The 24208-nt window shown below is 59.7% G+C and carries 21 protein-coding genes and 2 pseudogenes; 12 read left to right on the top strand and 11 right to left on the bottom strand.

Features of this window, described 5'->3' with window-relative positions:
• The first annotated feature begins 464 nt into the window (after positions 1-464).
• From B0G76_RS18195 to B0G76_RS18185, 3 genes are all read left to right on the top strand, one after another.
• Positions 465-2483, top strand: a complete 2019-nt coding sequence (locus tag B0G76_RS18195; protein WP_120293825.1) for an alkaline phosphatase family protein — start codon at positions 465-467, stop codon at positions 2481-2483.
• A 176-nt stretch (positions 2484-2659) separates the two neighbouring features.
• A complete protein-coding gene (mug, locus tag B0G76_RS18190; RefSeq protein WP_120296503.1) occupies positions 2660-3211 on the top strand; it encodes a G/U mismatch-specific DNA glycosylase in 552 nt (183 codons plus the stop codon).
• 252 nt (positions 3212-3463) lie between these two features.
• The gene (locus tag B0G76_RS18185; protein ID WP_120293824.1) at positions 3464-4276 is read left to right on the top strand and encodes a class I SAM-dependent methyltransferase; all 813 of its coding nucleotides are present in this window, start codon (positions 3464-3466) and stop codon (positions 4274-4276) included.
• Positions 4277-4341: 65 nt separating this feature from the next.
• On the opposite strand, the gene B0G76_RS18180 is transcribed toward B0G76_RS18185, so the two are convergent.
• From B0G76_RS18180 to B0G76_RS18170, 3 genes are all read right to left on the bottom strand, one after another.
• A complete protein-coding gene (locus B0G76_RS18180) occupies positions 4342-4893 on the bottom strand; it encodes a hypothetical protein (RefSeq protein WP_120293823.1) in 552 nt (183 codons plus the stop codon).
• Positions 4894-4975: 82 nt separating this feature from the next.
• Positions 4976-5788 (bottom strand): IS5 family transposase, encoded by an 813-nt coding sequence (locus B0G76_RS18175; RefSeq protein WP_120293822.1) that lies wholly within the window; start codon positions 5786-5788, stop codon positions 4976-4978.
• Positions 5789-6060: 272 nt separating this feature from the next.
• Entirely contained in the window at positions 6061-6465 is a 405-nt protein-coding gene (locus tag B0G76_RS18170) for an ASCH domain-containing protein (protein WP_259460613.1), read from the bottom strand.
• Positions 6466-6671: 206 nt separating this feature from the next.
• Here B0G76_RS18170 and B0G76_RS18165 point away from each other — a divergent pair, with 206 nt between their 5' ends.
• Entirely contained in the window at positions 6672-7277 is a 606-nt protein-coding gene (locus B0G76_RS18165) for a hypothetical protein (protein WP_120293820.1), read from the top strand.
• Between the two features lie 390 nt (positions 7278-7667).
• Here the strand turns inward: B0G76_RS18165 and B0G76_RS18160 are convergent, their stop codons facing one another.
• Positions 7668-8012: a DoxX family protein gene (locus B0G76_RS18160; RefSeq protein ID WP_120293819.1), complete on the bottom strand. Its 345-nt coding sequence runs from the start codon at positions 8010-8012 to the stop codon at positions 7668-7670.
• A 2-nt stretch (positions 8013-8014) separates the two neighbouring features.
• Positions 8015-8938, bottom strand: coding sequence for an NAD-dependent epimerase/dehydratase family protein (locus B0G76_RS18155; protein ID WP_120296501.1), 924 nt, complete (start codon positions 8936-8938; stop codon positions 8015-8017).
• 128 nt (positions 8939-9066) lie between these two features.
• Between B0G76_RS18155 and B0G76_RS18150 the strand changes: the two genes are divergently transcribed.
• Both B0G76_RS18150 and B0G76_RS18145 read left to right on the top strand, forming a co-directional pair.
• Positions 9067-9672 (top strand): TetR/AcrR family transcriptional regulator, encoded by a 606-nt coding sequence (locus B0G76_RS18150; RefSeq protein WP_120293818.1) that lies wholly within the window; start codon positions 9067-9069, stop codon positions 9670-9672.
• Positions 9673-9880: 208 nt separating this feature from the next.
• On the top strand, positions 9881-10534 hold the full coding sequence (locus tag B0G76_RS18145; RefSeq protein ID WP_120296499.1) for a glutathione S-transferase family protein: 654 nt from the start codon (positions 9881-9883) through the stop codon (positions 10532-10534).
• Positions 10535-10591: 57 nt separating this feature from the next.
• Here the strand turns inward: B0G76_RS18145 and B0G76_RS18140 are convergent.
• Positions 10592-11253, bottom strand: a pseudogene (locus tag B0G76_RS18140) (dihydrofolate reductase family protein).
• A gap of 589 nt (positions 11254-11842) precedes the next feature.
• On the opposite strand from B0G76_RS18140, the gene B0G76_RS18135 reads away from it, so the two are divergent.
• The 4 genes from B0G76_RS18135 to B0G76_RS18120 are packed head-to-tail and all read left to right on the top strand — an operon-like array spanning position 11843 to position 14713.
• Complete coding sequence (locus tag B0G76_RS18135) at positions 11843-12958, top strand: SpoIIE family protein phosphatase (protein WP_120293817.1); 1116 nt, start codon at positions 11843-11845, stop codon at positions 12956-12958.
• A gap of 14 nt (positions 12959-12972) precedes the next feature.
• Positions 12973-13536: a SiaB family protein kinase gene (locus B0G76_RS18130; protein ID WP_120296497.1), complete on the top strand. Its 564-nt coding sequence runs from the start codon at positions 12973-12975 to the stop codon at positions 13534-13536.
• Positions 13537-13556: 20 nt separating this feature from the next.
• Positions 13557-13943: a DUF1987 domain-containing protein gene (locus B0G76_RS18125; protein ID WP_120293816.1), complete on the top strand. Its 387-nt coding sequence runs from the start codon at positions 13557-13559 to the stop codon at positions 13941-13943.
• Positions 13944-13954: 11 nt separating this feature from the next.
• Positions 13955-14713, top strand: coding sequence for a GGDEF domain-containing protein (locus tag B0G76_RS18120; protein WP_120293815.1), 759 nt, complete (start codon positions 13955-13957; stop codon positions 14711-14713).
• A gap of 95 nt (positions 14714-14808) precedes the next feature.
• On the opposite strand, the pseudogene B0G76_RS44840 reads toward B0G76_RS18120, so the two are convergent.
• The 3 genes and pseudogenes from B0G76_RS44840 to B0G76_RS18105 form a co-directional block, all read right to left on the bottom strand.
• Positions 14809-14874: pseudogene (locus tag B0G76_RS44840) on the bottom strand (hypothetical protein); the annotation flags it as partial.
• Between the two features lie 176 nt (positions 14875-15050).
• Entirely contained in the window at positions 15051-15374 is a 324-nt protein-coding gene (locus tag B0G76_RS18110) for a hypothetical protein (protein ID WP_120293814.1), read from the bottom strand.
• Between the two features lie 265 nt (positions 15375-15639).
• Positions 15640-18405 (bottom strand): UPF0182 family protein, encoded by a 2766-nt coding sequence (locus tag B0G76_RS18105; RefSeq protein WP_120293813.1) that lies wholly within the window; start codon positions 18403-18405, stop codon positions 15640-15642.
• A gap of 240 nt (positions 18406-18645) precedes the next feature.
• Between B0G76_RS18105 and B0G76_RS18100 the strand changes: the two genes are divergently transcribed.
• Positions 18646-19605 carry an MBL fold metallo-hydrolase gene (locus B0G76_RS18100; RefSeq protein ID WP_120296495.1) on the top strand — a complete coding sequence of 320 codons (960 nt, stop codon included), beginning with the start codon at positions 18646-18648 and terminating at the stop codon, positions 19603-19605.
• A gap of 18 nt (positions 19606-19623) precedes the next feature.
• A complete protein-coding gene (locus B0G76_RS18095; RefSeq protein WP_120293812.1) occupies positions 19624-20670 on the top strand; it encodes a GTP-binding protein in 1047 nt (348 codons plus the stop codon).
• On the opposite strand, the gene B0G76_RS18090 is transcribed toward B0G76_RS18095, so the two are convergent.
• Positions 20667-21695 (bottom strand): porin, encoded by a 1029-nt coding sequence (locus tag B0G76_RS18090; protein ID WP_120293811.1) that lies wholly within the window; start codon positions 21693-21695, stop codon positions 20667-20669. The two genes, B0G76_RS18095 and B0G76_RS18090, sit on opposite strands and share 4 nt — an antisense overlap.
• A 29-nt stretch (positions 21696-21724) precedes the next feature.
• Positions 21725-24190: a glucose/quinate/shikimate family membrane-bound PQQ-dependent dehydrogenase gene (locus tag B0G76_RS18085; protein WP_120296493.1), complete on the bottom strand. Its 2466-nt coding sequence runs from the start codon at positions 24188-24190 to the stop codon at positions 21725-21727.
• Positions 24191-24208 lie beyond the last annotated feature (18 nt).

Here is a 24208-nt window from a genome sequence, read left to right as displayed (position 1 = left end):
GGGCAACGCGCCGCCACGATGTCGACCTGGTGTTGTGAGTGATCATTCCCCGACCGCTCGTAGAGCTGGGGCTTGCGAAGGACGTGCGGAAATACTGCTCCTGGGAGTCGCGGGGAGACGTGTCTGCAGTGCCAAACAGAATATGGTCCGGATCCAGATGACTCTGTGCGCTTCCCCGCATATCGCATCAGACACTTCTTTGACAGCCTGGCGTTCTGGCATCAGGCGCCCCTTGCTTCTCAACTCCCATTCAACTCCCACTCGCAAGGGTTCGAAAGGCATACGTTAGCTGGGTCACATGACTCACGCATCCCAGACATTTTTCCAACCCGAGTTGGACACACGGCAAGCCTAACTTTCTCTCGGATGTAACGCACGGTAATACAAAGCAAGGCCTGGTAAGTAACGCACTTCGCTCACTGCCGCTCGGTGTGCCCTGTGTCAATCCCCGTTTGGAGAGATCCATGAAGCGTATTGATAAAGTCCCACGAAAGCCCGTCCTGCAAGCCCTTTTTACGTTCAGCGCAGCTGCACTAGCGGTCGGCACCGCACTCTACCCGTCCATTTCCACCAGTCAGCAGACCGACGCCGCCTCCGTTCACACGGCCTCGCCGATCAAGCATGTGATCGTCATCGTGGGCGAAAACCGCACCTTCGATCATGTGTTCGGCGCCTATACGCCGCGAAGCGGGCAGACGGTATCGAATCTGCTCTCCAAAGGCATCATCACGCAGGACGGCAAACCTGGACCCAATTTCGCGACCGCCGCACAGTACACCGCCACCGCCGACAACCCCAACCGCTTCGAGCTGAGCCCTTCCGGCAAGAAGCTCTACACCGTACTGCCGGCACCCAACACCGGCTTTGTAGCGACCGCCCCGAGCGACACCAGCCCGCCGCCCTTCGCAACCCTTGCCGCGGCCCAGGCTGCAGAAGGGGCGGCACTCAAGCCACAGGACGTCGTGCATCTGACGACCGGCGCGTCAGGTTTGCCGCAACAGGTACCGGACACGCGCTTTGGCACGAACACCTTCAATCTGCCGAACGGCCCCTATCAGATTTCGCGAGTGGGTCCGAACTACGATCAGTACATGAATAGCCCCGTGCACCGCTTCTATCAGAACTGGCAGCAGTCGGACTGTAGCTTCTCGCATGCGACCTACGACAACCCCAGCGGCTGCAAAATGGACCTGTTTGCGTGGGTCGAAACGTCGATCGGCGCCGGCTCGAACGGCAAGCCAAAGCCCGCCAACTTCACCGACCAGACCACGAGCGAAGGATCGACGGCACTCGGCTACTACAACGTGAATACCGGCGATATGCCCTATTTCACCGAGCTCGCGCGTCAATACACGATCAGCGACAACTATCACCAGCCGGTGATGGGCGGCACGGGTGCGAACAGCATCATGATCGGTACGGCTGATGCGCTTTACTACACCGACGGCAACGGTAACGCCACCACCCCGCCCGCCGATGAGATCGAAAATCCGCATCCGCTGGCAGGCACCAACAACTGGTACAAGCAGGACGGCTACTCGGGCGGTACCTACAGTAACTGCTCCGACCCGAAGCAACCCGGGGTAGGCGCGATCCGCCATTACCTGGGCACGCTGCCCTATCACCCCGACCCGAACTGCGCGGCCAATACCTACTATCTGCTCAACAACTACAACCCGGGTTATAACGGCGACGGCAGCGTGAATACGAGCAGCGCCTTCACGATTCCGCCTTCGCCGGTACGCACGATCGCGGATTCGCTGCTGGCGAAAAACATCTCGTGGAAGTATTACGGCGAAGGCTGGAAGACGTTCGTCAGCACGCCGTCCACGAGCGTCTACTGCAACATCTGCAATCCGTTCCTCTACGAAACCGCGATCATGACCAACCCGGCACTTGTCGCTGCGCACTTTCAGGACACAACCGACCTCTATTCGGACATCGCGGCGGGCACCTTGCCGGCCGTATCGTTCGTGAAGCCAGGCGGTCTGCTGGACGGTCATCCTGAGTCGTCGAAGTTCGGGCTGTATGAGGCATTCGTGCACAAGCTTGTCGAGGCGGTCCAGTCCAACCCGGCGCTGTGGGCGTCGACGGCGATCCTGATTACCACCGACGAAGGCGGCGGCTACTACGATTCAGGCTACATCCAGCCGGTGGATTTCTTCGGCGACGGTCCGCGTATTCCGATGATCGTGGTGTCGCCGTTTTCTCGTGGCGGCCGCGTGGTACATGAATATTCGGATCATGCGTCGATCATCAAGTTCATCGATCGCAACTGGTCGCTGTCTCCGATCACGCAGCGTAGCCGTGACAATCTGCCGAACCCGGTGCAGCTCCCAGGCAATCCGTACGTGCCGGTCAATTCGCCGGCCATCGGCGATCTTTTTGACTCGTTCCAATTCGACCGGGACCGGGATCAGGACGATCATCACAATGACAAAGGACAGGGTAATAACGGTGGGTTCGGCTGGTGGCCGTTCTGACAAGACTTGAATAACCAGTTGTAGCAAGTAAGTAGCAAACTCCGCGGCATGGCGCGTGGCCGTGTCGCGGAGTCCGTCGAACTGAACCGTCCGTGCAGCAATGCCAAGGCCGCCGATGCGAAATCGCCCCTCTTTTTCGCTTGTCCACGGCAACGCGGTGGGCCAAACTGCGCTTCATGAAAACGCTAATGCCATCCGTGGCTTGCTCCGACTCACTCCAAGGTCTCCCCGATATCCTTGAACAGGGTTTATCAGTGGTGTTTTGCGGAATCAATCCGGGCGTCCGTGCGGCATCGACAGGCCGCCACTTTGCCGGCCGAGGGAATCGGTTCTGGCGGGCCGTTCATCTGGCAGGTTTTACGCCTGAACAGATTTGCCCTGACGACGATCACACGCTCCTGCAGTATGGTTGTTGCCTGACAACCGTGGTCTCGCGCCCAACTGCACGAGCGGATGAACTATCGCAATGGGAATTCAAAGCGGCGGCGACGGAATTCGAGCGGAAGATCGAACGATATGCACCGCAATGCGTTGCCTTCCTCGGAAAGATGGCGCTCTCTGCCATGTCCGGCAATCGCGAAATACACTGGGGCCCGCAACCGGCAACGTTCGGCGGCGCCCGCGTATGGGTGTTGCCCAATCCCAGCGGTCTGAACCGGACATTCAGCCTCGACGCACTGGTGACTGCCTACCGGGAACTTCGTCTTGCAGTCTCGCCGGCTGGTTGAGTCTGGCGAAATTCGCGTGCGGAATGGCCTAATCCTGAATCCACCTACTCCTTCCAACACTCATGCGTCAGCCTGTCTGCAGATTCTCTGCAGCCCAGGTCAAGTGCGCCCTTCTCTGCGCGTGTTCGACGCCAGACGTGAAAATGTTAAGTACAAGTCGAGACAGTGAGTTACCGCACACATGCAGGTCCCCGCCGGGTGTAGTTTGTCGGAAAGGTATTTAAATCGAGAAATGCCGTGGCAGCAACCGACATGCAAGATCGGATTAACCGTGCGGTGTGGAGCAGCCGCAGCGGGCGGAACGGGTTCGCCGTAGCCAGCGGCTGGACCGATTCTGGTGAGGCGGCAGCTTTCGCCTGGGTGGCACACCAGGTGCAACACCAGCCAGTTCTCGATGTAGGCGTGGGCGGGGGCAGAACCGTAGCCTTGCTAACGGCGATGAGCAATGACTACACCGCAGTCGACTACACGCCTGAACTGGTCGCGATCTGCCGCCGTAACCATCCGGGCATCTGCGTGCAGCAGATGGACGCTCGCGACATGTCGGCCTTTCCAGACGAGAGCTTTGCACTGGTCGTATTCAGTTACAACGGCATCGACGCGGTGGATTACGTCGGCCGCCGCGCCGTCTTGCGGGAGTTCGCCCGCGTGCTGAAGCCGGGCGGCCTGGTACTGTTTTCGGCCCACAACTTGTACGGACCGAGCTACCGTCAAAAACCGCTGCATCTTCTACGAATGCCAAACCTGTCGGTCAATCCGATTTCAACCTGCATCGATGTTGCCAGGATCGGATATTCGCTGGCAATTGGCACCCTCAATTACTTGCGCTATTCACCGCTCAATCGTGAGTTCGACGGTTACGCGATCCGGGTTTGCGCCGCGCACGAATTCGGCATTGTTATCATGTACACCGATATGGACACGCAGCGTCGCCAACTTGCCGAAGTGAATCTGCACACCGAGGCGGTGTTCGGAAACTCGACCGGACGGTGCATGCAGGAGGGTGACGATGTGAGGAATGATTCATGGTTCCACTTTATCGCGCGCAAGGTTGTGGCGCGATAAGGATGGCTGGACGAGAAAACCGGGACCTTGAAGTTCAGCTTGGGTAGCGTGCAGTTTTTGATTGATCAGTGATCCTCTTCAATGATGACTGACCGCACGCGCTCAGTTATAAGCCGCCAGAAGCTCTCAAACTCCTGATCGTTGCGGAACCGGTATCGTTGAAATCCGTAAGGCCGCCCCTGGAACGTGAAACCGATCGTTTCCAGTACCTTGGGAAAATAGTTCCCTTGCCGTGTCGACGAAGACTGTTGATAACGCCGCAGATTGCCAATCTCGGGATACGGCATCATCACCGGCGGCTTCGACAGGACCGGCGGCTCGAAGACGGTTAGCCCCTCGGGTGTCAGCAGAATTCGACGGGCCAGCCATGGTCCTAAAAGGCACCAGCCGAAACAGGCGACGGCGAGCATTGCAAAAATCGCCCCATACAATTCTTCTCGCGTCCGGTAACTTACACCCGCCGTATGCCACGCCCAACCCGTGTTTCCAGTCCACGGCCGCCCTCCGTGCATCAACATATACGCCGCCCCGAATGCGCAAACGACGCCTGTCAGCGCGCCAAGCCAGAATCGGCCGATCAATGGGAATTCAGTCATTGGTGTTTTATCGTTTTCCATATGCGCTGTATTGTCGTATTAACGAACGATTGACGGCACGCGACTCAGAGTGTGTGAAAACGCATTGATCGCCTAGACGGTGTTAGGAACTTCGAAGTACTGGGATTGCATGGACAAGCATAAACATGGCGAAGACGACAAAATGCAGACCTGCGAGTGTTTCGGGCAAGCGTTCGTAGTCGCGAGCGAGGCGTCGAAAGCGGTTGAGCCATCCGAAGCTGCGCTCGACTACCCATCGACGTGGCAACAGCACAAAACCCTTTTTCGCTTCATCGAGCCTGATCACCTGGAGATCAATTCCCTGAGCGCGCGCGGCCTGCGCAGGAGCTTCGCCCGTGTAACCCTGATCGGCAAAGGCCACTTTCACGGTTTCTCCCGTTGCCTGCTGCACCTGGCGCGCCAGCTCTGTCACCTGTGCGCGCTCCTGCTCGTTGGCCGGCGTCACGTGTACGGCGAGCAACTGACCCAGCGTGTCGACCGCCATATGCACCTTGCTGCCACGCTTGCGCTTGTAGCCGTCATAGCCTGCGCGTGGACCGCTCTCACATGTCGATTGCATCGTACGGCCATCAAGGATCACCGCGCTGGGCTGCCCCCGCCGCCCCTGCGCGACACGGATGATTGAACGAAGATCACTCACCATGCACTCGAAACAGCCGGCCGCCAGCCATCGTTGCGTCTGCTGGTACACGAGTTCCCACGGCGGGAAGTTGGTCGGCAGCATTCGCCACGCAGCCCCAGCGCGAGCCATCCAGCGCAACGCATTGAACATCTCGCGCAACTCGTATTTACGCTGTGGTGCACTCTCATCCATCAACGTCAGATACGCTGCTACGAAGCTCCATTCTTCGTCTGACACGTCTGTCGGGTACGCTTTACGTTTCTCTCTTGTCATCCCTCCAGGGTACCAGGTTTTGACCGGAAGTTCCTAACACCGTCTAGGTCAGCCTCCTTTCTTTGATGCCTCAAAGCAGACGCTCACGGCCGGCTGCATGTGGCCGCGTACTGCCTCACGCAAAGGGCATACGCAATGTGAACTGAGCAAGTCTGCGGTCAGCAGCACTCGACCCACTTCGACCCCTCAGTTCCGCGCAAAGCGGACAATCAGCGGACGCACCGCCTTGTCGCGGGCCGGCCGAATAACTTCATCGCTATGCACCTGTAGAGTCAGCAGGTGACGTCGCGCGCGATGATCTCGACCAATTCAAAATGCAGCGTTACCAGCTTGAAGTGGTCATGCAGGTCGACATGCGGCATGCACCGAATATGGCACTCACAAAATTTCCTTGCGCTGGAAAACGTCTCGCCACGCCAGACCTCTTCCGGGATGTCCCCGAATTCGATCGTATACACCTTGGTGGCCTTGATGATGCAGCGAAGCCGCTGCCGCAAATCGTAGACTTCAATAATGTCACCCGGTGCATAACCACCGTCGCCGTATTCGCCGTACGGCTTATAGTATTCCGCGAGCGTTTCGGCGGTGACGGTCTTGCGACCATCCATGACAGCGCGCGGAAGACTGTCGTCGTTTTCGTCAGCCCCCCAAAACGTCAGTCTCTTTCTTCTGTTCATCTTGCATCCCTGTGCGTTGCTGCTTCCTCGACCGATCGATTCCAAGCTTCGTTACGGGTGTCCCTCCATGGCCGAACCCAGCCTGATGTGACGGGCCAGGCATGCTCCACGTGACTGACGCTGACGCGGCTAGTTACCAGCTGCAGGCAATCGAACGTATCATTAACTGTGTACTGTGAACAGATTGCGATCATGCGGAGCCTCACATGCGCTTCCAAGAGTTTCTTGAAAGGTGGCGAAACAACCCTTCCACGACATTGCAAGTCGCGCTTCTTATACGCATCGCAGATGCCCTTCAAGAATCGCCTGATTGCACCGGTGCGGTGGTCGTCGGGTCCTTTGCAAAAGAGAGCGCAGACCGCCTCTCTGATATCGACCTGGTCGCTTTTTGTTCGGAAGGCGGCGGACATTCGTTGCTCAAAACTATAAACCAGCAAATCGCGCCGTCGAAAGTTCTCTTCACGTTCGACGGCATGCACGATCCGGACAGTCCGTTCCAAAAGCTTGTCTTCGAGGACATGTCGTCTGTCGAGTTTCACGTGGTGTCGCCCAAGACGGAACTTACCGTGGAGCAGCCTTTCGTCGAGATTGTGAATCGAGATTCATACCTTGAGTCCAGAACATCACCGCACCTTTCAGCAACGAAACGGGACATGACTGTTTTCCGCCACGGTGATCGATTCTTGGCATGGGAGCTTTTTAACTGCTTGAAGTGGCTGTGGCGCGGAGACTACACCGGTGCAAAACGATATCTAGTCAAGCTGGGCAAAGCGATCGAGGCATCGGAGAGAAACGATAGATCACCATCGTGACGGTTTCCCCAGGACGCAGAAATTGTCTCGCCACTGCTGTCCCAATCAGACGGATTGTTGACGATCCACCCGACCGCAGTGACTGGCCGAAATCGCAGAAAGAACAACTGACTGGTGCCAGACTCCACGTGCCATCATGCAGAGAGCCAGGACACACCAGACACAGAGGAAGATTGATTCCCCTTCGGACTCGCACACAATCTCTCCGCTCACGTGGTCACGCCAGCCCACCAGCGTCTGCCCGTTGCCGGCTTCGGAGAGATAAGCGGCAATCGTTATTCCTGACTCGATGCGAGGCCTTCCGTGTGCGTATTTCAAGTACCTGCAGCACGGATTGCCCGCGCGGCCCTGTTAGCGCCCCGGGCTCACTCGCCTGGTGGCGAGCAAGCCTCAACTGCGGAGCGCCACAGTAGCCACAACGAGAGCCGAGAAGATCAGCGCAGGGGCGAGATGCTTGAACGACTCCCGGTTTCGTAGCAACGTGAAGAACACGGCGACCAGGATCGCACCGGCCAGCGTTAGGCCCAGGACTCTCGTTTGTTGTCCAAAAAGAAGTGCCGAACACAACAGCTCAAGAGCGCCACAGAGCAAATGAAACCATGCCGGGTAACCCCAGCGTACGAAGTCGCTCTTCACCGTGCCGCGTCCTGTGAGATTGACCACCCCGGCAACCGCGAACAGAACCGCCACGATCGTCGCGAGAATCGATTCGAAAGATGCGCTGTTCCACGCCATGGTCATGCTCCGTTGATTTGCTGAAAGTGATTTTGTACAGAGAGGTCCGCGATCAGGCCGAGGCCATGGGGTTCCCACGCAAGAACTTGCCGGGCATGCTGGCCACTTACGGTCTGATCGAGCGCCAGTGCGTCAGCGAACGGCCCAAGCGATTTGCGAGCATCGTCGAGCGGCCAGAGTTCGACGCGATCGGCGCCGACCGAGGCCCGAATCGCTTCACCCATTTCGGCAACCGCAACGGCGTCTTCCGCAACCACGTTGAAGATCTGTCCCGTGACTCGACCGTCTCCGCTTGCCGCCCGCTCCACCGCGCTCAGGTAAGCCGTGGCGAGATCATCGACGTGAACGGCAGGCCAGTGGTTGCGACCATCGCCGACGATCCTCACACTGCCGGTCTGACGGACCATGCCGGCAAGCATGCCGAAAACGCCGCCGCCGTAGCCGTGCACCATCGCCGGCCTGAGGATCACTGCGGCAATCGAGCGGCTTGCTGCTAGCGCCAGCACCTGTTGCTCCACTGCGGGCCGCCAGGCGATGAGTGGTGTCGGGTTCAGCGCCGATGCTTCAGTCGCGGGCCCCCCCTCCGTATTGCCGTAGACCCAGGTGCCCGACGTATAGACAAACGCTGCGCCCGGACGCAGATGCGAAAGCATCGCTACAGCCGCGACCTCATCAGCAGCAGCGGCGGAAGCATCGTTGGTCGACGCGGCGTGCACCACGCCATCAGCGGCACCGGCAGTCGCAGCGAAAGACTGCGGCTCACGCAGGTCGCCGGAATACAGTGTCACACCGAGACGTGCCAGCGCGCTGGCGGCCGCCGAGCTGTCCTGGCGCACCAGCGCCGTGACCTGATGACCGAGGCTGATCGCCTTGCGCGCGACCGCTTGCCCGATGAAGCCAGTACCACCTGTAATGAACAGTTTCAAAGCGTTCTCCAATGATTGGCTGCGAAGTTGAATAGTCATACAAACGAGACCCATCGGTCTCGTTTGGGTAAATCTAAACGAGACTGCCCAGTCTTGTCAACTACTCGACGATCTGTTATTTATCTCGCATGGACACTTCTTCTCTCCCCGGCCTGAGCCCGCTGCAATGCCGCAAGCGGTCCGCAATCCTCGACGGCGCGAAAACCGTTTTCTTACGCGAGGGTTTCGGTCTGGCAACGATGGACGATGTCGCCTCGGCCGCCGGCGTCGGCAAACAGACGGTCTACCGCCACTTCAAGTCGAAGGAGGCGCTCTTCGTTGGTTTGGTCAGCGAGATGTGCGCCCAGGTGGGCGTGCTGCTTGCCAGCGCTCAGGGCGAGCAAACCGATGGCGCACCCGAAGTGGAGTTGCGCGAGTTGGGATGGTTGCTGGCACGAAGCCTCATTACGCCGGATTATCTGCGGCTTTACCGGGCCATCGTTGCCGAGGCCGAGCGTCTTCCGGAACTTGGCCAGGTGTTTTTCGAAAATGGTGCAAAGGTCGTGCGTGCCTTTGCCGCAAAAATTCTGCGAAAGCGTTTTGACGAATCGACTGCTGCATTGCGGGCAGCGACATTCGTTCAGTTGGTGCTTGGCGACGCGTATCTGGAACTGTCAATTGGCTACACGGTGGCCGATGTTGACGCACGCTTTGCGCTGCAGATTGACGAGGCGGTAGCGGTTGCACTTCGCTAAGGAGCGCTGCATAAGATGTCGGGCCGCTGCATACGGCACGCGACTCTGACTTGCCGGCCACGAAGGTCTGCAATTGCGCCGTCTAATAAAATTGGTTCACGGATGTCGATTTAGCCCTCTCTCGAACGTCGACTAGGTGAGCGCTGGAGTTGCGTATCCGGCACTCACCGAGACATTCAGCAAAGGAGAAATCACCGTGCCCCCTAAACTGCCCCCCGTTATCACCGCCTTTGAACGGTCGCCCGATAGCGGCAGGGGGCTGTCGCGTGACACGCGTGTTCGCTGGGCGCTTGAAGAAGTCGGCCAAGGTTACGAGGTTCGTCTTGTTTCGTTCGACGTACTGAAGGATCCCGCGCATCGAGCGCTTCATCCCTTTGGGCAGATCCCGACCTATGAAGAAGGCGCGCTTGTCCTGTTCGAGTCGGGGGCGATCGTGTTCCATATCGCAGAGCGCCACGCCGGCCTGCTACCTGACGACGCGAATGCCCGGGCACGCGCGATCACATGGATGTTTGCCGCGCTCAACACGGTTGAGCCGCCGATCCTCGATCTCCAAACCACCAAATTCCTGGAGGGAGACAAGACCTGGTACGACGAGCGTCTGCCTCTCGTCAAGGATCGCATCCGTGACCGGCTGGGCGAGCTTTCCGATCACCTTGGCAACGCCGACTGGCTCGATGGTGCGTTCAGCGCGGGCGACCTGATTATGGTGTCAGTGCTACTCAGGTTGAAAGCATCGGGTCTGCTGGACGAATATCCGAACCTCGCCGCCTATGTCGCCCGCGGCGAAGCCCGGCCCGCCTACAAACGTGCTTTCGCCGCTCAATTGGCGGTTTTCACCGGCAAGCCACCGGCCGGTTGAAAACGCAAAAGTACTCGGTTTTCGACGTAGAGGTAACGGGGCCGCCGCCACCGGTTGTTAGGCGTCCTTGTGCCCCTGGCGCCGGAGTACAACATGGGTGGCTTTCTCCGACGCAACGAACTGAACGCATTCGTATCCCAGAGCGCGTACGTCAATCCCCTCGAACAGTCGCTCTCCCCCGCCTAGCAGGACCGGCGAGATAGCGACGCGCAGCTCGTCGATGAGCCCCGCACGAAGATATTGCTGGATAGTGTTAGCGCCGCCGCCAATGCGTACATCCATTCCGTTGGCTGCGTCGCGCGCCCGGTCAAGCGCCTCGTGAATACCGCCCGTGACGAAGTAGAACGTCGTTCCGCCTTCCATCTGAATGGGCGGGCGCGCGTGATGAGTCAAGATGAAAGTTGGAACGTGATAGGGTGGGTTGTCCCCCACCAGCCTTTCCAGTTCATGTCGGGCCAGGAACCGCGAATCGGCCCGAACATGTTTCTTCCGAGAATCCAGGCGCCAACATTCTTGAAGCCCCGCGCAGCGAAGTCGTCATCGATCCCCGTTGTGCCACCGTCGGCGCCAAATAGGGTCTGTTGGAACGTGCGTGTCGGGACTAACCACTGGTGCAATTCTGTCCCGCCCACGCCGAGCGGATTACTCATGTCCTGATTCGGACCCGCTCCGTATCCGTCAAGCGAGATGGTAAAGCCCTCAACTCGGACGCGTGTCATTTCATGACCTCCTTTCGATTAGCGCCTAACGTAATATCAACCGCAAGACCTGTGGCTTATATCAGTCACTGCGGTATACATTGGCCCAAAGAATCCTGAAAAATACCTTACCAGCTTGGTTTTCAGCGTTCACTGTAAAAATTCAGCTAAATAAAACGCCCGTGAAACCCCGCGCTCAACAACGCGCAATCGGGCATTAGTATTGCAATGAAATATGCCGCCTGCCAATCAAAAGTTGCGATATGGCATTGATCTCAAACCAGACCATGATACCCGCAGTCGCAAACACGCAACGCGAGCTTGGATCAGCACAAAACCGTGATTGCAAAGACGAAAACGTTTGCCACGGGCTTTCCGGCGCGCTCACGTCCCGCTTGCCTTTTTGGGGGGCATTCTTCAATTACCGGGCGTAACGAAACTGACATAAAGACCCATTAGCGTGCTGATTTCTCGTTCAACGGGTAGTCTCGAAATGCACCCCGCGCTTGCGCAGTTTCGTCGCCCTGGCGTACCCGGAAGCCCGCGGTGCGCCGGCGACCTGTGTCAGGAAGTCCCTGCCATCGATGCGGCTGATTCGAACTCCCTGGCAATGGAGATTTTCTATTCGCGGCGCGATATGGTCAGTTTGGCCGTGTTGGAGGGCGACCGCCCCATCGGACTGATCAATCGCGATATTCTCCTGTCGCAAATGAGCAAACCGTTCCACCGGGAGCTTTACGACAAGAAAAGCTGTATCGCGTTCATGGACAAGGAGCCGCTCATCGTCGACGCGGACATGAGCATCGAGGCGCTGACCTTCAAAACGGTCGAGGTGGGTAACAAGGCGCTGTCGGACGGATTTATCGTGACGAGACAGGGCCGGTTCGCCGGACTTGCCAGCGGCTATCAGCTATTGGGTGCCGTGGCTGAAATGCAGGCGGAAAAGAACCGTCAAATCATGCAGAGCATTGAATATGCAAGCGTGATTCAGCAAGCCACGCTGCGCGCTTCGCGCGACGCGCTCTCGTCCATGTTGCCGGATGCCACGTTGATATGGGAGCCGCGTGATGTGGTGGGCGGCGACTTCTATCATTTCGCTTCGTTTGCCGATGGATGGTTCGGCGCCGTAGCCGACTGTACTGGACATGGCGTGCCTGGCGCCTTCATGACGCTGCTTGCTTCGGCCTCACTCTCGCAGGCGCTCGAGCGAATCGGGCCGCGCGACCCAGCCGCACTTCTCGCGGCGGTCAATCGCAACGTAAAGGGGTTGTTGGGTCAAGTCAATGGGACAGGTGAGTCGCCGCAGTCGAACGACGGCCTCGACGCCGCTTTCTTCTGGTTCGACGCCGGGCAGCAGCGACTCCATTTTTCCGGTGCACGCATCGCGCTGCACGTTTTGCGGCCAGATGCCGATCACTTTGAAAGCATTCCGGGCGAACGCATGGGCGTCGGCTATGTCGACAGTCTGGCTGACTATGTGTGGGCCCTGAACACCGTTGCACTTCCGCAGGGTAGCCTCCTGTTCGTCTCGACAGATGGGCTTATCGATCAGATCGGCGGTCCGCGAAAAATTGCTTTTGGGAAGCGCCGGGCTCTCGAACTCATTGTCGAGAGCCGTGCGCAATCGCTATCCGCGATATGCGAAGGTCTTCAGCGCGCGTTGGCCGACTGGCAAGGCGCAGAATCCCGTCGCGACGACGTAACACTATTTTTTGCACGAGTTTAAGGTAGTCCATGAACATGTTTGAACTCTTAGATCAGGATGCCGCGTTTTTCGAACTCGCACAGAGGCGCAACCTGATTTTCTATCACAAGGGCTACTTCTCCCATAGCATCGTCGCGGCGATGAGTGAGGTCATGAAACTGCAACTGGAAGTTGCAGGGGTCAGCGCTCCAACCCGGCGCAAATTGTTTTCGACCTTTATCGAACTCTCCCAGAATATCGTCCACTATTCGTCCGACTCGCTCGTCGAAGGGGGCGGCAACGGTGGCGCCATACGCGAGGGTGCGGTGTGCATCACCACCGAGGGTGAGCGTCACCTCATGTTATGCGTCAATCCCATTGCGACGGCGGCGGTGAGCAGCCTGCGCGAGAGGCTTGAACCGTTGCGCAGCATGTCGCTTGAAGAAATCAAGCAGGCGTACAAGCTATCGCTGCGCTCCGATACGCCGGAGGAAAGTAAGGGCGCGGGGCTTGGCTTTTTGACGATGGCTCGCGACGCGAGCGCTCCGCTGGAGTTTGCCTTTTACCCGCGTGTCGATGCCCCGGAAACCACACTGTTTTGCCTCAAGACGATCATCTGACCAAGGGACGAGTAGGCGCCATGGATAATCTTTATATTGCGGCCACGACTACGTCGCCGGAAGTCGATTTTCAATTCGACCAGAACGTGCTGACGTTCAGGGGAGAGTCTTATCCCGAGAACGCGGCCGCGTTCTATGCTCCGGTCATCGAGCGGCTTCGCGAGTACCTTGCAAGTTGCGAGAATGCCGCTATCACGGTTGAAGTTACGCTGACTTACTTCAACAGTTCGAGCACGAAGATGCTGTTCAGCGTGTTCGATGCGTTGGACCAGGCGGCTTCATCTGGAAATCACGTGCTGGTGAGATGGTATCGCGACGCCGAGGACGAAACCATTCTCGAATTCGGCGAGGAATTGCAAACCGATTTTACGGCGATCCAGTTCACCGATTGTCCGGTTGCGACGTAAGGACGGCCACGGTGGTCTCAACTTCCTCTTCGGACGCACCTTCGAACGACGCTCCGGACCTGTTCCAGAACGAGAGCGAGGCGCTGGAGAAGGCGCGCGCGATTCATGCGGATGTCGGCGCCGACCCGCAGCAATGCCGCCTGGCGCTAGCTGAACTCATCGGACACTATGAACGCCTGATGCGCGAGACGCGCCGCCTTATTGGGCGCAGCGACCGCGCCGAGCGGGAGATGCATGCACTGACTCAACAGTTGCAATATCGTGCGACACACGATGCGTTAACCGATGTGTTGAACCGCAGTGCGGTGATCGAGCGCACGAGCAAGGCGCTGCGCGTTGATCGGGCAGTGATGATCTTGCTCGACATCGACGAGTTCAAGAAAGTCAATGACGATTTCGGGCACCCTGTTGGCGACGCGGTGATACTCGGCATCGTCGATTGCTTGCGACGCATTGTCGGCGAGCAAGGTGTCATCGGTCGCGTCGGCGGCGAAGAATTTACGGTGTTGTTACCGGGGCATGATCTCGCCGACGCACTGCAGTTGGCGGAGAAAATGCGCGGGGCGATCGGTAGTTACGTTTTCGCCGCGCCTGTGAATCGTCGCATCACGGCCAGTTTCGGCGTCAGTGCCAATCCGGTTCGGACCGATTTCGATATTGCATACGGGTTAGCAGATTCGGCCTTGTATAAAGCGAAGCGAGGTGGGCGGAATCGCGTGGAGTTTGCTGATCCGCAATTGGTTTCGCCTGCGATGCCGATCGAAAACTGAACGGCAACTTGTTGCTGCAGGTACGTCCTCGGCGCGTCGCGAGAAAGAGAAATCTGCTTGCCGACCGTCGGCTGGACAACGCCCAGCGCACGGGCCGCTTTGGTCAAGCTACCCGCCTCGACGACCCGGACGAATAGTTGAAGCGCTTCCAGTCGATCCATTCCGTCAGTTCTCCCAAGAGAAGAAGAATGCCTGATCGGCGTTCGAGGGCAATGCCGTCACACCAGCGCGCCGCCTGGAGGGCGCGGTTCGACGGGTCTGACGCAGCAAGAAGCGCGCAAATCCGCTCGACCGCTCAATTCGTCGGCCAAGGCGAACGCTACCGCGCCGTTGCTGCTTACATCGCGCTTCGTGCGGCGGTATGCAGATCCGATCTGCTGTCCTTTTTCCCCGATGGGATGAAATCCGTTGTCAGAAGTGCAACCGTGTCTGAGCTGGCAATCGAACGCTTCTTGCTGGCTCGAACCTGGATGCGCTCCAGACTCTGGTAGAAGAGTTCGAGTTGTCTCGCATCTGAAGCCCGCCGCTCGAGGTCGAACACATCCTCAAGCACACGACGCGAGACGTAGAAACGTTGAAGTCCGTGGGCAATACGAACCTGAAAGACAACGCCGTCACTGTTGTGCGACACCGCTGCCCAAATCAGCAGATGGCTACTCATGGAGCCCCCCGTAGATCACAATTTCAAAAGCAAAAGCTGGCCAATCCATAGTCGCACAGGCCAATATTTTTCAAAATTGTGACGCTCACTGATTTGACATTTTTACCACAGTCATCTGTTGCGACGCAGCGGAGTGGGCACCCTGCTCGCCGAAGATATAGCACCCAGGTCAGGGTGTTTGCGGATTGGGCAGCTATATTGTTAGCCTCTGTTTGAGTCATCGCGGGTGACCATCGAGCGCCCACCTTATTCACTCACGCGCCAATCACTTCTGCCCTGCCGAACGGCCACCGTCACTGCCACCCAGCGCCTCGAGCAATGGCCGTAACGCATCCAGTTCCGCGCCGAAACCACTCCAGTCGCCCGCCTTCAATCGCTCGATCGCACGGTCATAATGAGCAAGCGCTTCGCGGGCGCGCGCGTCCGCCGTGCCCTGAGGCTGTGCCGCGAGTGGCGCGCTTTCTTTGAAGAGCGCCGCCAGCGCTTCGCCCAAAGTTTCCTTCATCACCACCCGGTCCCCATACGCGGCAATCACCCGCTTCAACTCGGGCAACTGACCCGACTCCGCGCGCAAATAGAGCGGAGAGATATAGAGAATGGAGTTCTCAATCGGCACGACGAGAAGATGGCCGCGAATGACGCGCGAGCCCATCTGGTTCCACAGCGAAATCTGTTGCGAAATCTCGGTGTTCTGCTGAATGCGTGCCTCGATCTGGAACGGCCCATAGACGAGCTTGTCCTTCGGGAACGAGTAGACGATAAGCTTGCCGTAGTTGGGCGGATCGCAACGCGCGGCGAGCCACGCGATCATGTTGTCGCGCTGGCTGGGCACCATCGGCAGCATCAGGACAAACTCCTCGTGCGGTTCCTCGGGCAGCCGCATGATCATGTAGTAAGGCGTCATCGGCGTGCCGGGACTATTCCCGCCATCTATGCCGATCAATTCCCGCGGGAACTGCCAGAGGTCCTCGCGATTGTAGAAAACCTCCGGCGCGTCCATGTGATAAGCCCGATACGTTCGCGCCTGGACCAGGAACAGATCTTCGGGGTAGCGGATATGTTGCTGCAGGTCTTGTGACATCGCCGCAAGAGGCTTGAACAGGCCCGGGAAGATGCGCTGATACGTCCGTAGGACCGGATCGGCAGGATCGCTGACATAGAAATCCACTGAGCCGTTATACGCGTCGATCACAACCTTGACTGCGTTGCGGACGTAGTTGGCGCCATCGCCGAATCCCGGCTGGGCGTAGGGGAACCAGCGGCTTGTCGTATAGGCGTCCTGCATCCAGAAAAGGTGTCCGTTGCTTATGACGAGATAGGGATCATGGTCAAGGGTGAGGAACGGGGCGATCGTCCGTACGCGGTCCTGAATGTTACGGTGCAGCAGGATACGGCTAGCGTTCGTGATATAGCCGGTTAGCAGGATGTTCGGATCGTCGAACTGCCAGGCAAAGAGGCTTCGGCGCGCCGCGCTGCCAATGGCAATCCCATCGCGCCCGTCGTAACTGGCGTAGACGTTGTCCTTGCCCTTGGGGTAATCGAATTCGGCGACGCTACCTTTGACGATGACGTAGCCCTCCCCTCCTTCACCGAAATACAAACGCGGCTCACGAATGGCCGGTCCACCGTAGGTCACGGGTGGAATATCCTGCAGATAGAAGGAGGGCAAACCTTCCGTCGATTTTTCGGTGACGGGCGACATCACCACGCCGTTGCCGTGCGTGAACAGGAGGTGCAGGTTCACCCAGGTCTGGGCGTTCTCGGGAAGCATCGAAGGTTCCAGTTCGCGAGCCGACAGCATCACCTGTCGGTAGCCGGCGTCGAGACGATAGCGGTCGATGTCGACGGAGAGGAATTTGTAGTAAGTCCTGATCTCCTGCAACTGCGCGTAGGTATCCATCAGCGGCTGCCCGTCCCACAGGCGAATGTTGTCGATGATCGCGCGATTGGCCTCGAGCGAGGCGAGATTCAATTGCTGCTCGGCCGGAAACGGCTTGACCGCGATCTGGTTGAGGCCATAGCCCATTCGCGTTAGCGCGATGTTGTTCTTGATATAGGGCATCTCCAGTTGCAGCTCGCTCGGCTTGACATAGAAGCGCTGGAACAGCGCCGGGTAGATCAGCGCGAACACGAACGAGGTGCCGAACACCAGCAATACGGAGGCGGCAGGAATGCGATAGTCCCGTCGGCGCATATTGACCCACGACGCGACGGCCGCAATGGCGGAAAGTCCGACAAGCACCCACAAGACCGGGAGTTCGACGTGGATGTCGGTATAGCCGGCGCCGACCACGACGCCGTTATCGCCGTAGAGCAGTAAAAAACGGTCGAGTGCGTAAGAACCGGCCTTCAGGGCGAAGAACACGCCGAGCAGCGCTGCACCGTGAGCGGCGGCAGCGGCTGAGAGTCCACGCGGCGGCCGCTCGAACGTGATATCGCCGCGTACCCCGTAGATCGCGCCTGCAACGATCGCACTGCAAAACAGCACCTGCAGCAGCCAGTTCTTGAACGCAAGATAGGCGGGCAGCGAGAACAGATAGAAGCCAATGTCCTGGCCGAACACAGGATCGCGCTCGCCATAGGGCACCTGATGAAGGAAGCGCAGCACCAGATCCCAGTTGCCGAGTTCACCGACGGCAATGATCAGCCCCAGGACAATAGCGCTACCGGCAATGCTGGTGCGCCACGGAATGCGCGGTGCGAGTTGGTCTGCCAGTTCGCTGATGAATTCCGGCGTACCTGACAGACGAGCCGTTTCCACTTGCCAGCTACCTGGACGCCTCGCGTAACGATGCGCGAGGAACCCCGACGCGGCGATTACGCCCGCCGACGCGGCGAACACGGCGGCAAAAAGGAGCACCTTGGCGGAGACGACCGTCCAGAAAACGTCGACATGGCCGATTGAAGCAAACCACAGCCAGTCGACGACGAACCCCGTGATGCGTCCGAGGACGATCAGGGCACCCACAACACCCGCCACCGCGATTGCGGTGCGTCTGTAGCGCATGCGGGAGCCGGGTTGCCAATGCATCGCCCCTCCTTTGCTGGGATTAGGGTCGTATAAACAATTGTAGTCTGGCGAGGCAGGTGGCGTATGCCCACCCGATCCGGATTTGATTTGACATCCGTAACCTGGACCGGGACTATTGGAGCCGCAAAACGTGCCGGCGCGATCAAGATGCCGAGTGCAAATCGAACCTACCCCACCCACAGTATCAGGAGACACAGCGCCATGAGTGATCAGCCGTTCGGCCGTTCCCGTCGTGATTTCATGCGTATTGCCGTTACGGCAGGCACCACCGCAGCGCTGCCGTGGATGCAGGACGCCCACGCGCAGTCAACGACCAGCTCCGCAACGCCGGCACCCGCCGCTGGACACCCGGCAAAAGGCACACAGCTGATCCTGCTCGGCACCAAGGGTGGCCCGACGCCGTCCGATCTGCGCGCGGCACCGTCGAACGTGCTGGTGGTCGACGGTCAGCCCTACGTGGTCGATTGCGGCAACGGCGTCGCGCTGCAGTTGACCAAAGCGGGCGTCAAGCTGCCGGGCGTCCGTGACATCTTCCTGACGCACCATCATTCGGATCACAACGCCGACCTCGGCAACCTCGTGTTCCTCGCCTGGGCCACCGGCCTGCACATGCCCGTGAATCTCTACGGGCCGCCGCGCATGACAAAGATGATCGACGACTTTGTCGACATGAACGCGATCGACCTCGACGTGCGGATGCGCGAAGAAGGCCGCCCGCCGTTCCGGCCACTGATCAACATCCATGAATTCGACGGCCCGCGTCTCGTGATGGAAGACGACCGCGTGCGCGTCACCTCGACGCTGGTCGACCACTACACGATCAAGCCGGCATTCGCTTACCGCTTCGAGACGCGGGACCGCACCGTCGTCTTCTCTGGCGACACGACCTACTACCCGGCGCTTGCCGAGTTCGCGAAAGGTGCTGACGTCCTGGTGCACGAAGTGATGTACCTGCCCGCGCTCGAAAAGCTGATGAAGACCGTCGACAACGCGCCGACGCTGCTCGATCACCTCGTGAAGAGCCACACCACCACGGAGCAGGTCGGCAAGATCGCCGCGGCGGCAGGCGTCAAGACGCTGGTGCTGAGCCACTTCGTGCCGGGCGGCGATCCCGCGATTACCGACGAGATGTGGGCCGCCGACGCGCGCAAACATTTCGACGGACAAGTCATCGTTGGAAAAGACCTGCAGGTTATCTGAGTGTCAGGAAGAGCCGCCATGCAATCCTCTGCGATTCCCCTGACCTTGCTGACGGGCTTTCTCGGTTCGGGTAAGACCACCTTGCTTAATCGCCTGCTGCCGCAACCGGCGCTGGGCCGTTGTACCGTGGTGATCAACGAACTGGGCGCGATCGGTCTCGATCATCTGTTCGTCAGCACCTCGCGCGACGAGACCATCGCGCTGCTGGAAAACGGCTGCCTGTGTTGCGGCGTGCGCGACGAACTGGCTGCCACTGTGGCCGATCTGCTGGAGCGCCGCACGCGCGGCGAAATTCCCGCCTTCGAGCGGATTTTGATCGAGACCACGGGGCTAGCGCGACCCGGTCCGGTGATCTCGTTGCTGCTTGGCGACCCGGCGCTTGAAGGCCGTTTGCAACTCGATGGCATTGTGACGACCGTCGATGCGAAACACGGCGCCGCACAACTTGCACGACATGAGGAATCGCGTCAGCAGGTGGCCGTCGCGGACCGGCTATTGCTGACCAAGGCTGAACTGACCGATGAACCCGCACTTGCCGAACTCGAGTCCGCGCTTGAGGCGCTGAATCCGGGTGCGACGCGCATCCCGGTGCGCAACGGGGAGATTGACGCACAACAGCTGCTCGATATCCTGACGCCGCGTGCCTTGCGGCCCTGGTTGCGCGCCGAACCTGCACCGAGCAAGCTGCTGATGCGGGGCGCTACAGCGTCACGTGTGGCTCATCCGGACATCGACACCTTTTGCCTGACCTACTCGCAGGCATTGCCGATGCAAGCATTCGAAACCGCGCTAACCGTCCTGCTCGGCTATCACGGCGAGCGCATCCTGCGGGTTAAGGGGATCGGCAATTTCATCGGCGAATCGCGGCCGGTTGTGTTCCATGGCGTGCAGCAGTTGCTGCATGAACCGCTGCGGCTTGACGCATGGCCCGACGACGATCACACGACACGGCTCGTGTTCATCGTACAAGGTCTGGCCAGGTCGGTAATCGAGGAAACGATCACGCATTTTCTGCGCGAAGCGGGAGTGGACGAACTGACGGAAGACGATGCAGCGCAACGCTAGAAACGGTCGATCATGCCGAACTGCACGCCTCGCACGAAGGCCCCCGGCCAAGACGGTGTGAGGCCCGTCACGTTCACGCCGCGTAGCGTGAACTCAGCCTGGCCGCGGTTGTGCAACCAGCCGGCGCTCGCATACAGCAGGGCGCGCTTCGAGAGGTCGTACTCGCACGCCGCACTCCACTGGTCGGCGTTGTTGTCGCCACCCGAACTGTCGCGCAGATAGGTGTAGCCGAGTGAGGTCCGAAAGCGCGAATTGAGCGCATAACGCGCGGAGACGGATACGCCGTCGTTGTGATATGACGGCCCGCCATCGCCGTTGAAGAACGATAGAAAACCGGTGACCGCGCCAAAAACGTACGAGACGCCGCCCAGGTTGGCGCGCAGCGCGCCGTTACCGTGCGTCTGTTGATGCGCGTACGAGATGCGGAACGGTCCCTCGCGCCATTCGAAGGTTTCGATGTGGCCGGCGAGCCCATTGCCGTCGCCGTCGTTCGCATCGCGTAACGAAGCCATAAGCGTCGTGGAGAAGCCGTGGAATTCGGGCGAGAGATAGGTGATCGCATTGCTCTCGTACGGCGTGAGCTTCGAGAGATTGTCGAGACCGGAAGCGATCGTGCCTGCATCGAAAGCGTCGAGCTGGCCCTTGAACGGGATATAGATCGGCGAGTACTGGCGGCCGATACGCACGGTGCCGTAAGGCGTGCCCAAACCGATCCAGGCCTGGCGGTTGAAGATCGTGTTCGCGACAGCGAGGGTGCCGTCGGCGGAACTGAAGCCGTTCTCCAGATTGAACAGAATCTTGACGTTGTTGCCGAGGTCCTCCGCGCCGCGCAGGCCGATGCGCGATCCACGATAAGCGCCGGAATCCATCCGCGCCACGTAGCCCGCGCCTGGATTGGTGACTTCAATGCTCGTGTCGAGGGCGCCGTAGAGCGTGACGGCACTTTGTGCATGCGCGAGCGTGGCGTGCGCCGCGATTGCGGCGAGCACGACGCAGGCTCGCGGTGCAAAGCGTGAATAGATCATTCGAGACTATGGAAAGCGGCGCGTGCCGCTTACTGCTGCGGCAACGCGTAGGCAATCACATAGTCACCGAGCTTTGTGCCGAACGAGCCATGTCCGCCCGCCGCGATCACGACGTACTGACGGCCATTGACCGAATAGCTCATCGGCGTGGCCTGACCGCCTGCGGGCAGGCGGGCCTCCCAGACCTGCTTACCGTTGTTCACGTCGAATCCGCGAATGTAGTTGTCCGCCGTCGCGCCAATGAACGCGACACCGCCCGCAGTGACGATCGGACCGCCCAGCATCGGCATGCCCATCCTGAACGGCAGCGGAATCGGCGAGCTGTCGTGCACGGTGCCGATCCGCTTCTTCCACACGATCTCATTCGTCTTGAGATCAATCGCAGACATGTAGCCCCATGCCGGTTGCTTGCACGGCAAGCCTAGCGGTGAAAGGAACGGATTGATCGTCACGCCGTATGGCACGCCGTATTGCGGCTGGATGCCTGACTCCGTGCCGCTGCCCTTCGCACCTGCCACCGGCTCCATCGGGTTGCCCGGGCTGCGCGGAATCAGACGCGAGACGAACGGCAGCGCAATCGGGTTCGCGACAGCGATCTGGCGGTCGGTGTCGATCGCGAGACCGCCCCACTCGAACATGCCCAGGTTGCCCGGGAACACGAGCGTGCCCTGCAGCGACGGCGGCGTGAACGTGCCTTCGTAACGCAGTTGATGGAACATCACGCGGCACACGAGCTGGTCGTACATCGTCGCACCCCACATGTCGGCGTCGGTCAGGTTCTTCGACGGACGGTACGTGAGCTGCGAGAACGGCTGTGTCGGCGCAACGTGGTCACCCGGGGCAGCGCCTTGCGGCACCGGCGTTTCGGGCGCCGGCACGACCAGCGCACCCGTGCGGCGGTCGAGCACGAACAGGTTGCCGGTCTTGGCCGGCGCGTACACGACCGGCACGGTCTTGTCATCCTTGTCGGTGATGTCGGCGAGCGTGGGCTGCGACGGCTGGTCCATGTCCCACAGATCGTGGTGCACGGTCTGGTAGAACCAGGCCAGCTCGCCGGTCGACGCGTGAAGCGCGAGCAGCCCGGTCGCGTAACGCTCCAGCTCCGGCGTGCGGTCGCCGCCCCAGATATCCGGCGTCTTCACACCCATCGGCAAATAGACAATGTCGAGCTTCGCGTCGTAGGCGGCAGGTGCCCACGAGTTGGGTGAATTCCACGTGTAGTGCTCACCCGGGCCCGGAATGTGATTCGGGTCCTTCGCGCCTGGGTCGAACGCCCAAAGCAATTCGCCCGTGCGCACGTCGAAGCCGCGGATGACGCCCGATGGTTCGCGGTTCGAGAAGTTGTCTTCGACCGCGCCCGCTACGATGATCACCTTGCTGGTTATGATCGACGGCGAAGTCGGCTCGTACATCCCCGCCGTCGTGACGGGCTGGGCGTGTTGAAGATCGAGGTCGCCGTTGTTGCCGAAGCCCTCGCAACGTTGGCCCGTCAGCGCGTCGAGCGCATAGAGGTGGCCGTCGTTGACCGGCAAGAAGATGCGGCGCGTGCAGGCGGATGTGGCATCAGCGGCTGGGGCGGCTGCTGGGGTGGCGGCTGTGGCGGCGGCGCCCGAGGCGTCCGAGGCTGCCGCTGCATCGCTCGCCAGCGTCGCCGCGGGTGCGGCCGCCGTGGCGTTGGCCGAAAGATCGACATACGACACGCCGCGGCACGTCACGTGCTGGAACGACGGATCGGACTGCAGTTTCGGATCGAACTTCCACTTGAGCGCGCCCGTCTTCGCGTCGAGCGCGAACAGGATCTGGTGCGGCGAGCACAGGTAAAGCAGGTCGCCGATCTTGATCGGCGTGACCTCGTTGGTAATCTCGACAGGATCGTTGGGCCCCTTCGTGTCGCCCGTGCGGAAGGTCCAGGCCACCTGGAGATCCTTCACGTTCTCAGGCGTGATCTGCTTCAATGGCGAGTAGCGAGTGCCTTCCTGGTCGCGCCCATAGGCGGGCCAGTCGGCGGCATCGATCCCGGTGCTGGTGCCGCTCGCGGGCGCGGAAGCGTTCAGTGTGCCGTTGACCTGCTGCGGATCATTGAAGCTCGCGTACACGAGCACGCCCGCCCATGCCACGAGTGCAACCACGAGCGACACGACACCCAGCGTGCGCGCCCCCTCGAGTCGCCAGCTTACGAGCAGCAGCAACCACACACCGAAGATGACCAGCACATCGGAACGCGGCGCGAGTGCCCAGAAGTCGGGACCCGACTCCATCAGCGCCCAGATCGCCGTGCCGATCAGTACAAGTGCATAAAGCACGAGCGCGGCGGGACTGCGCCGCCAAAGCAGCCAGGCCACGCCCAACAGCACGATGCCTGTGATGACATAGTAGGCCGAGCCGCCGACCGTGAGCAGCCACGCGCCGCCGATCAGCAGATACAGCGCGGTCAGCACCGTAAAGAGCAATGTGATGACGCCGATCACGCCCCGCGAATTCGACTGACTGGCCATGATGATCTCAATCCTCTT

This window comes from Paraburkholderia sp. BL23I1N1 (assembly GCF_003610295.1).
Classification (GTDB): Bacteria; Pseudomonadota; Gammaproteobacteria; order Burkholderiales; family Burkholderiaceae; genus Paraburkholderia.
This window is presented reverse-complemented; position numbering and strand designations above follow the sequence as displayed.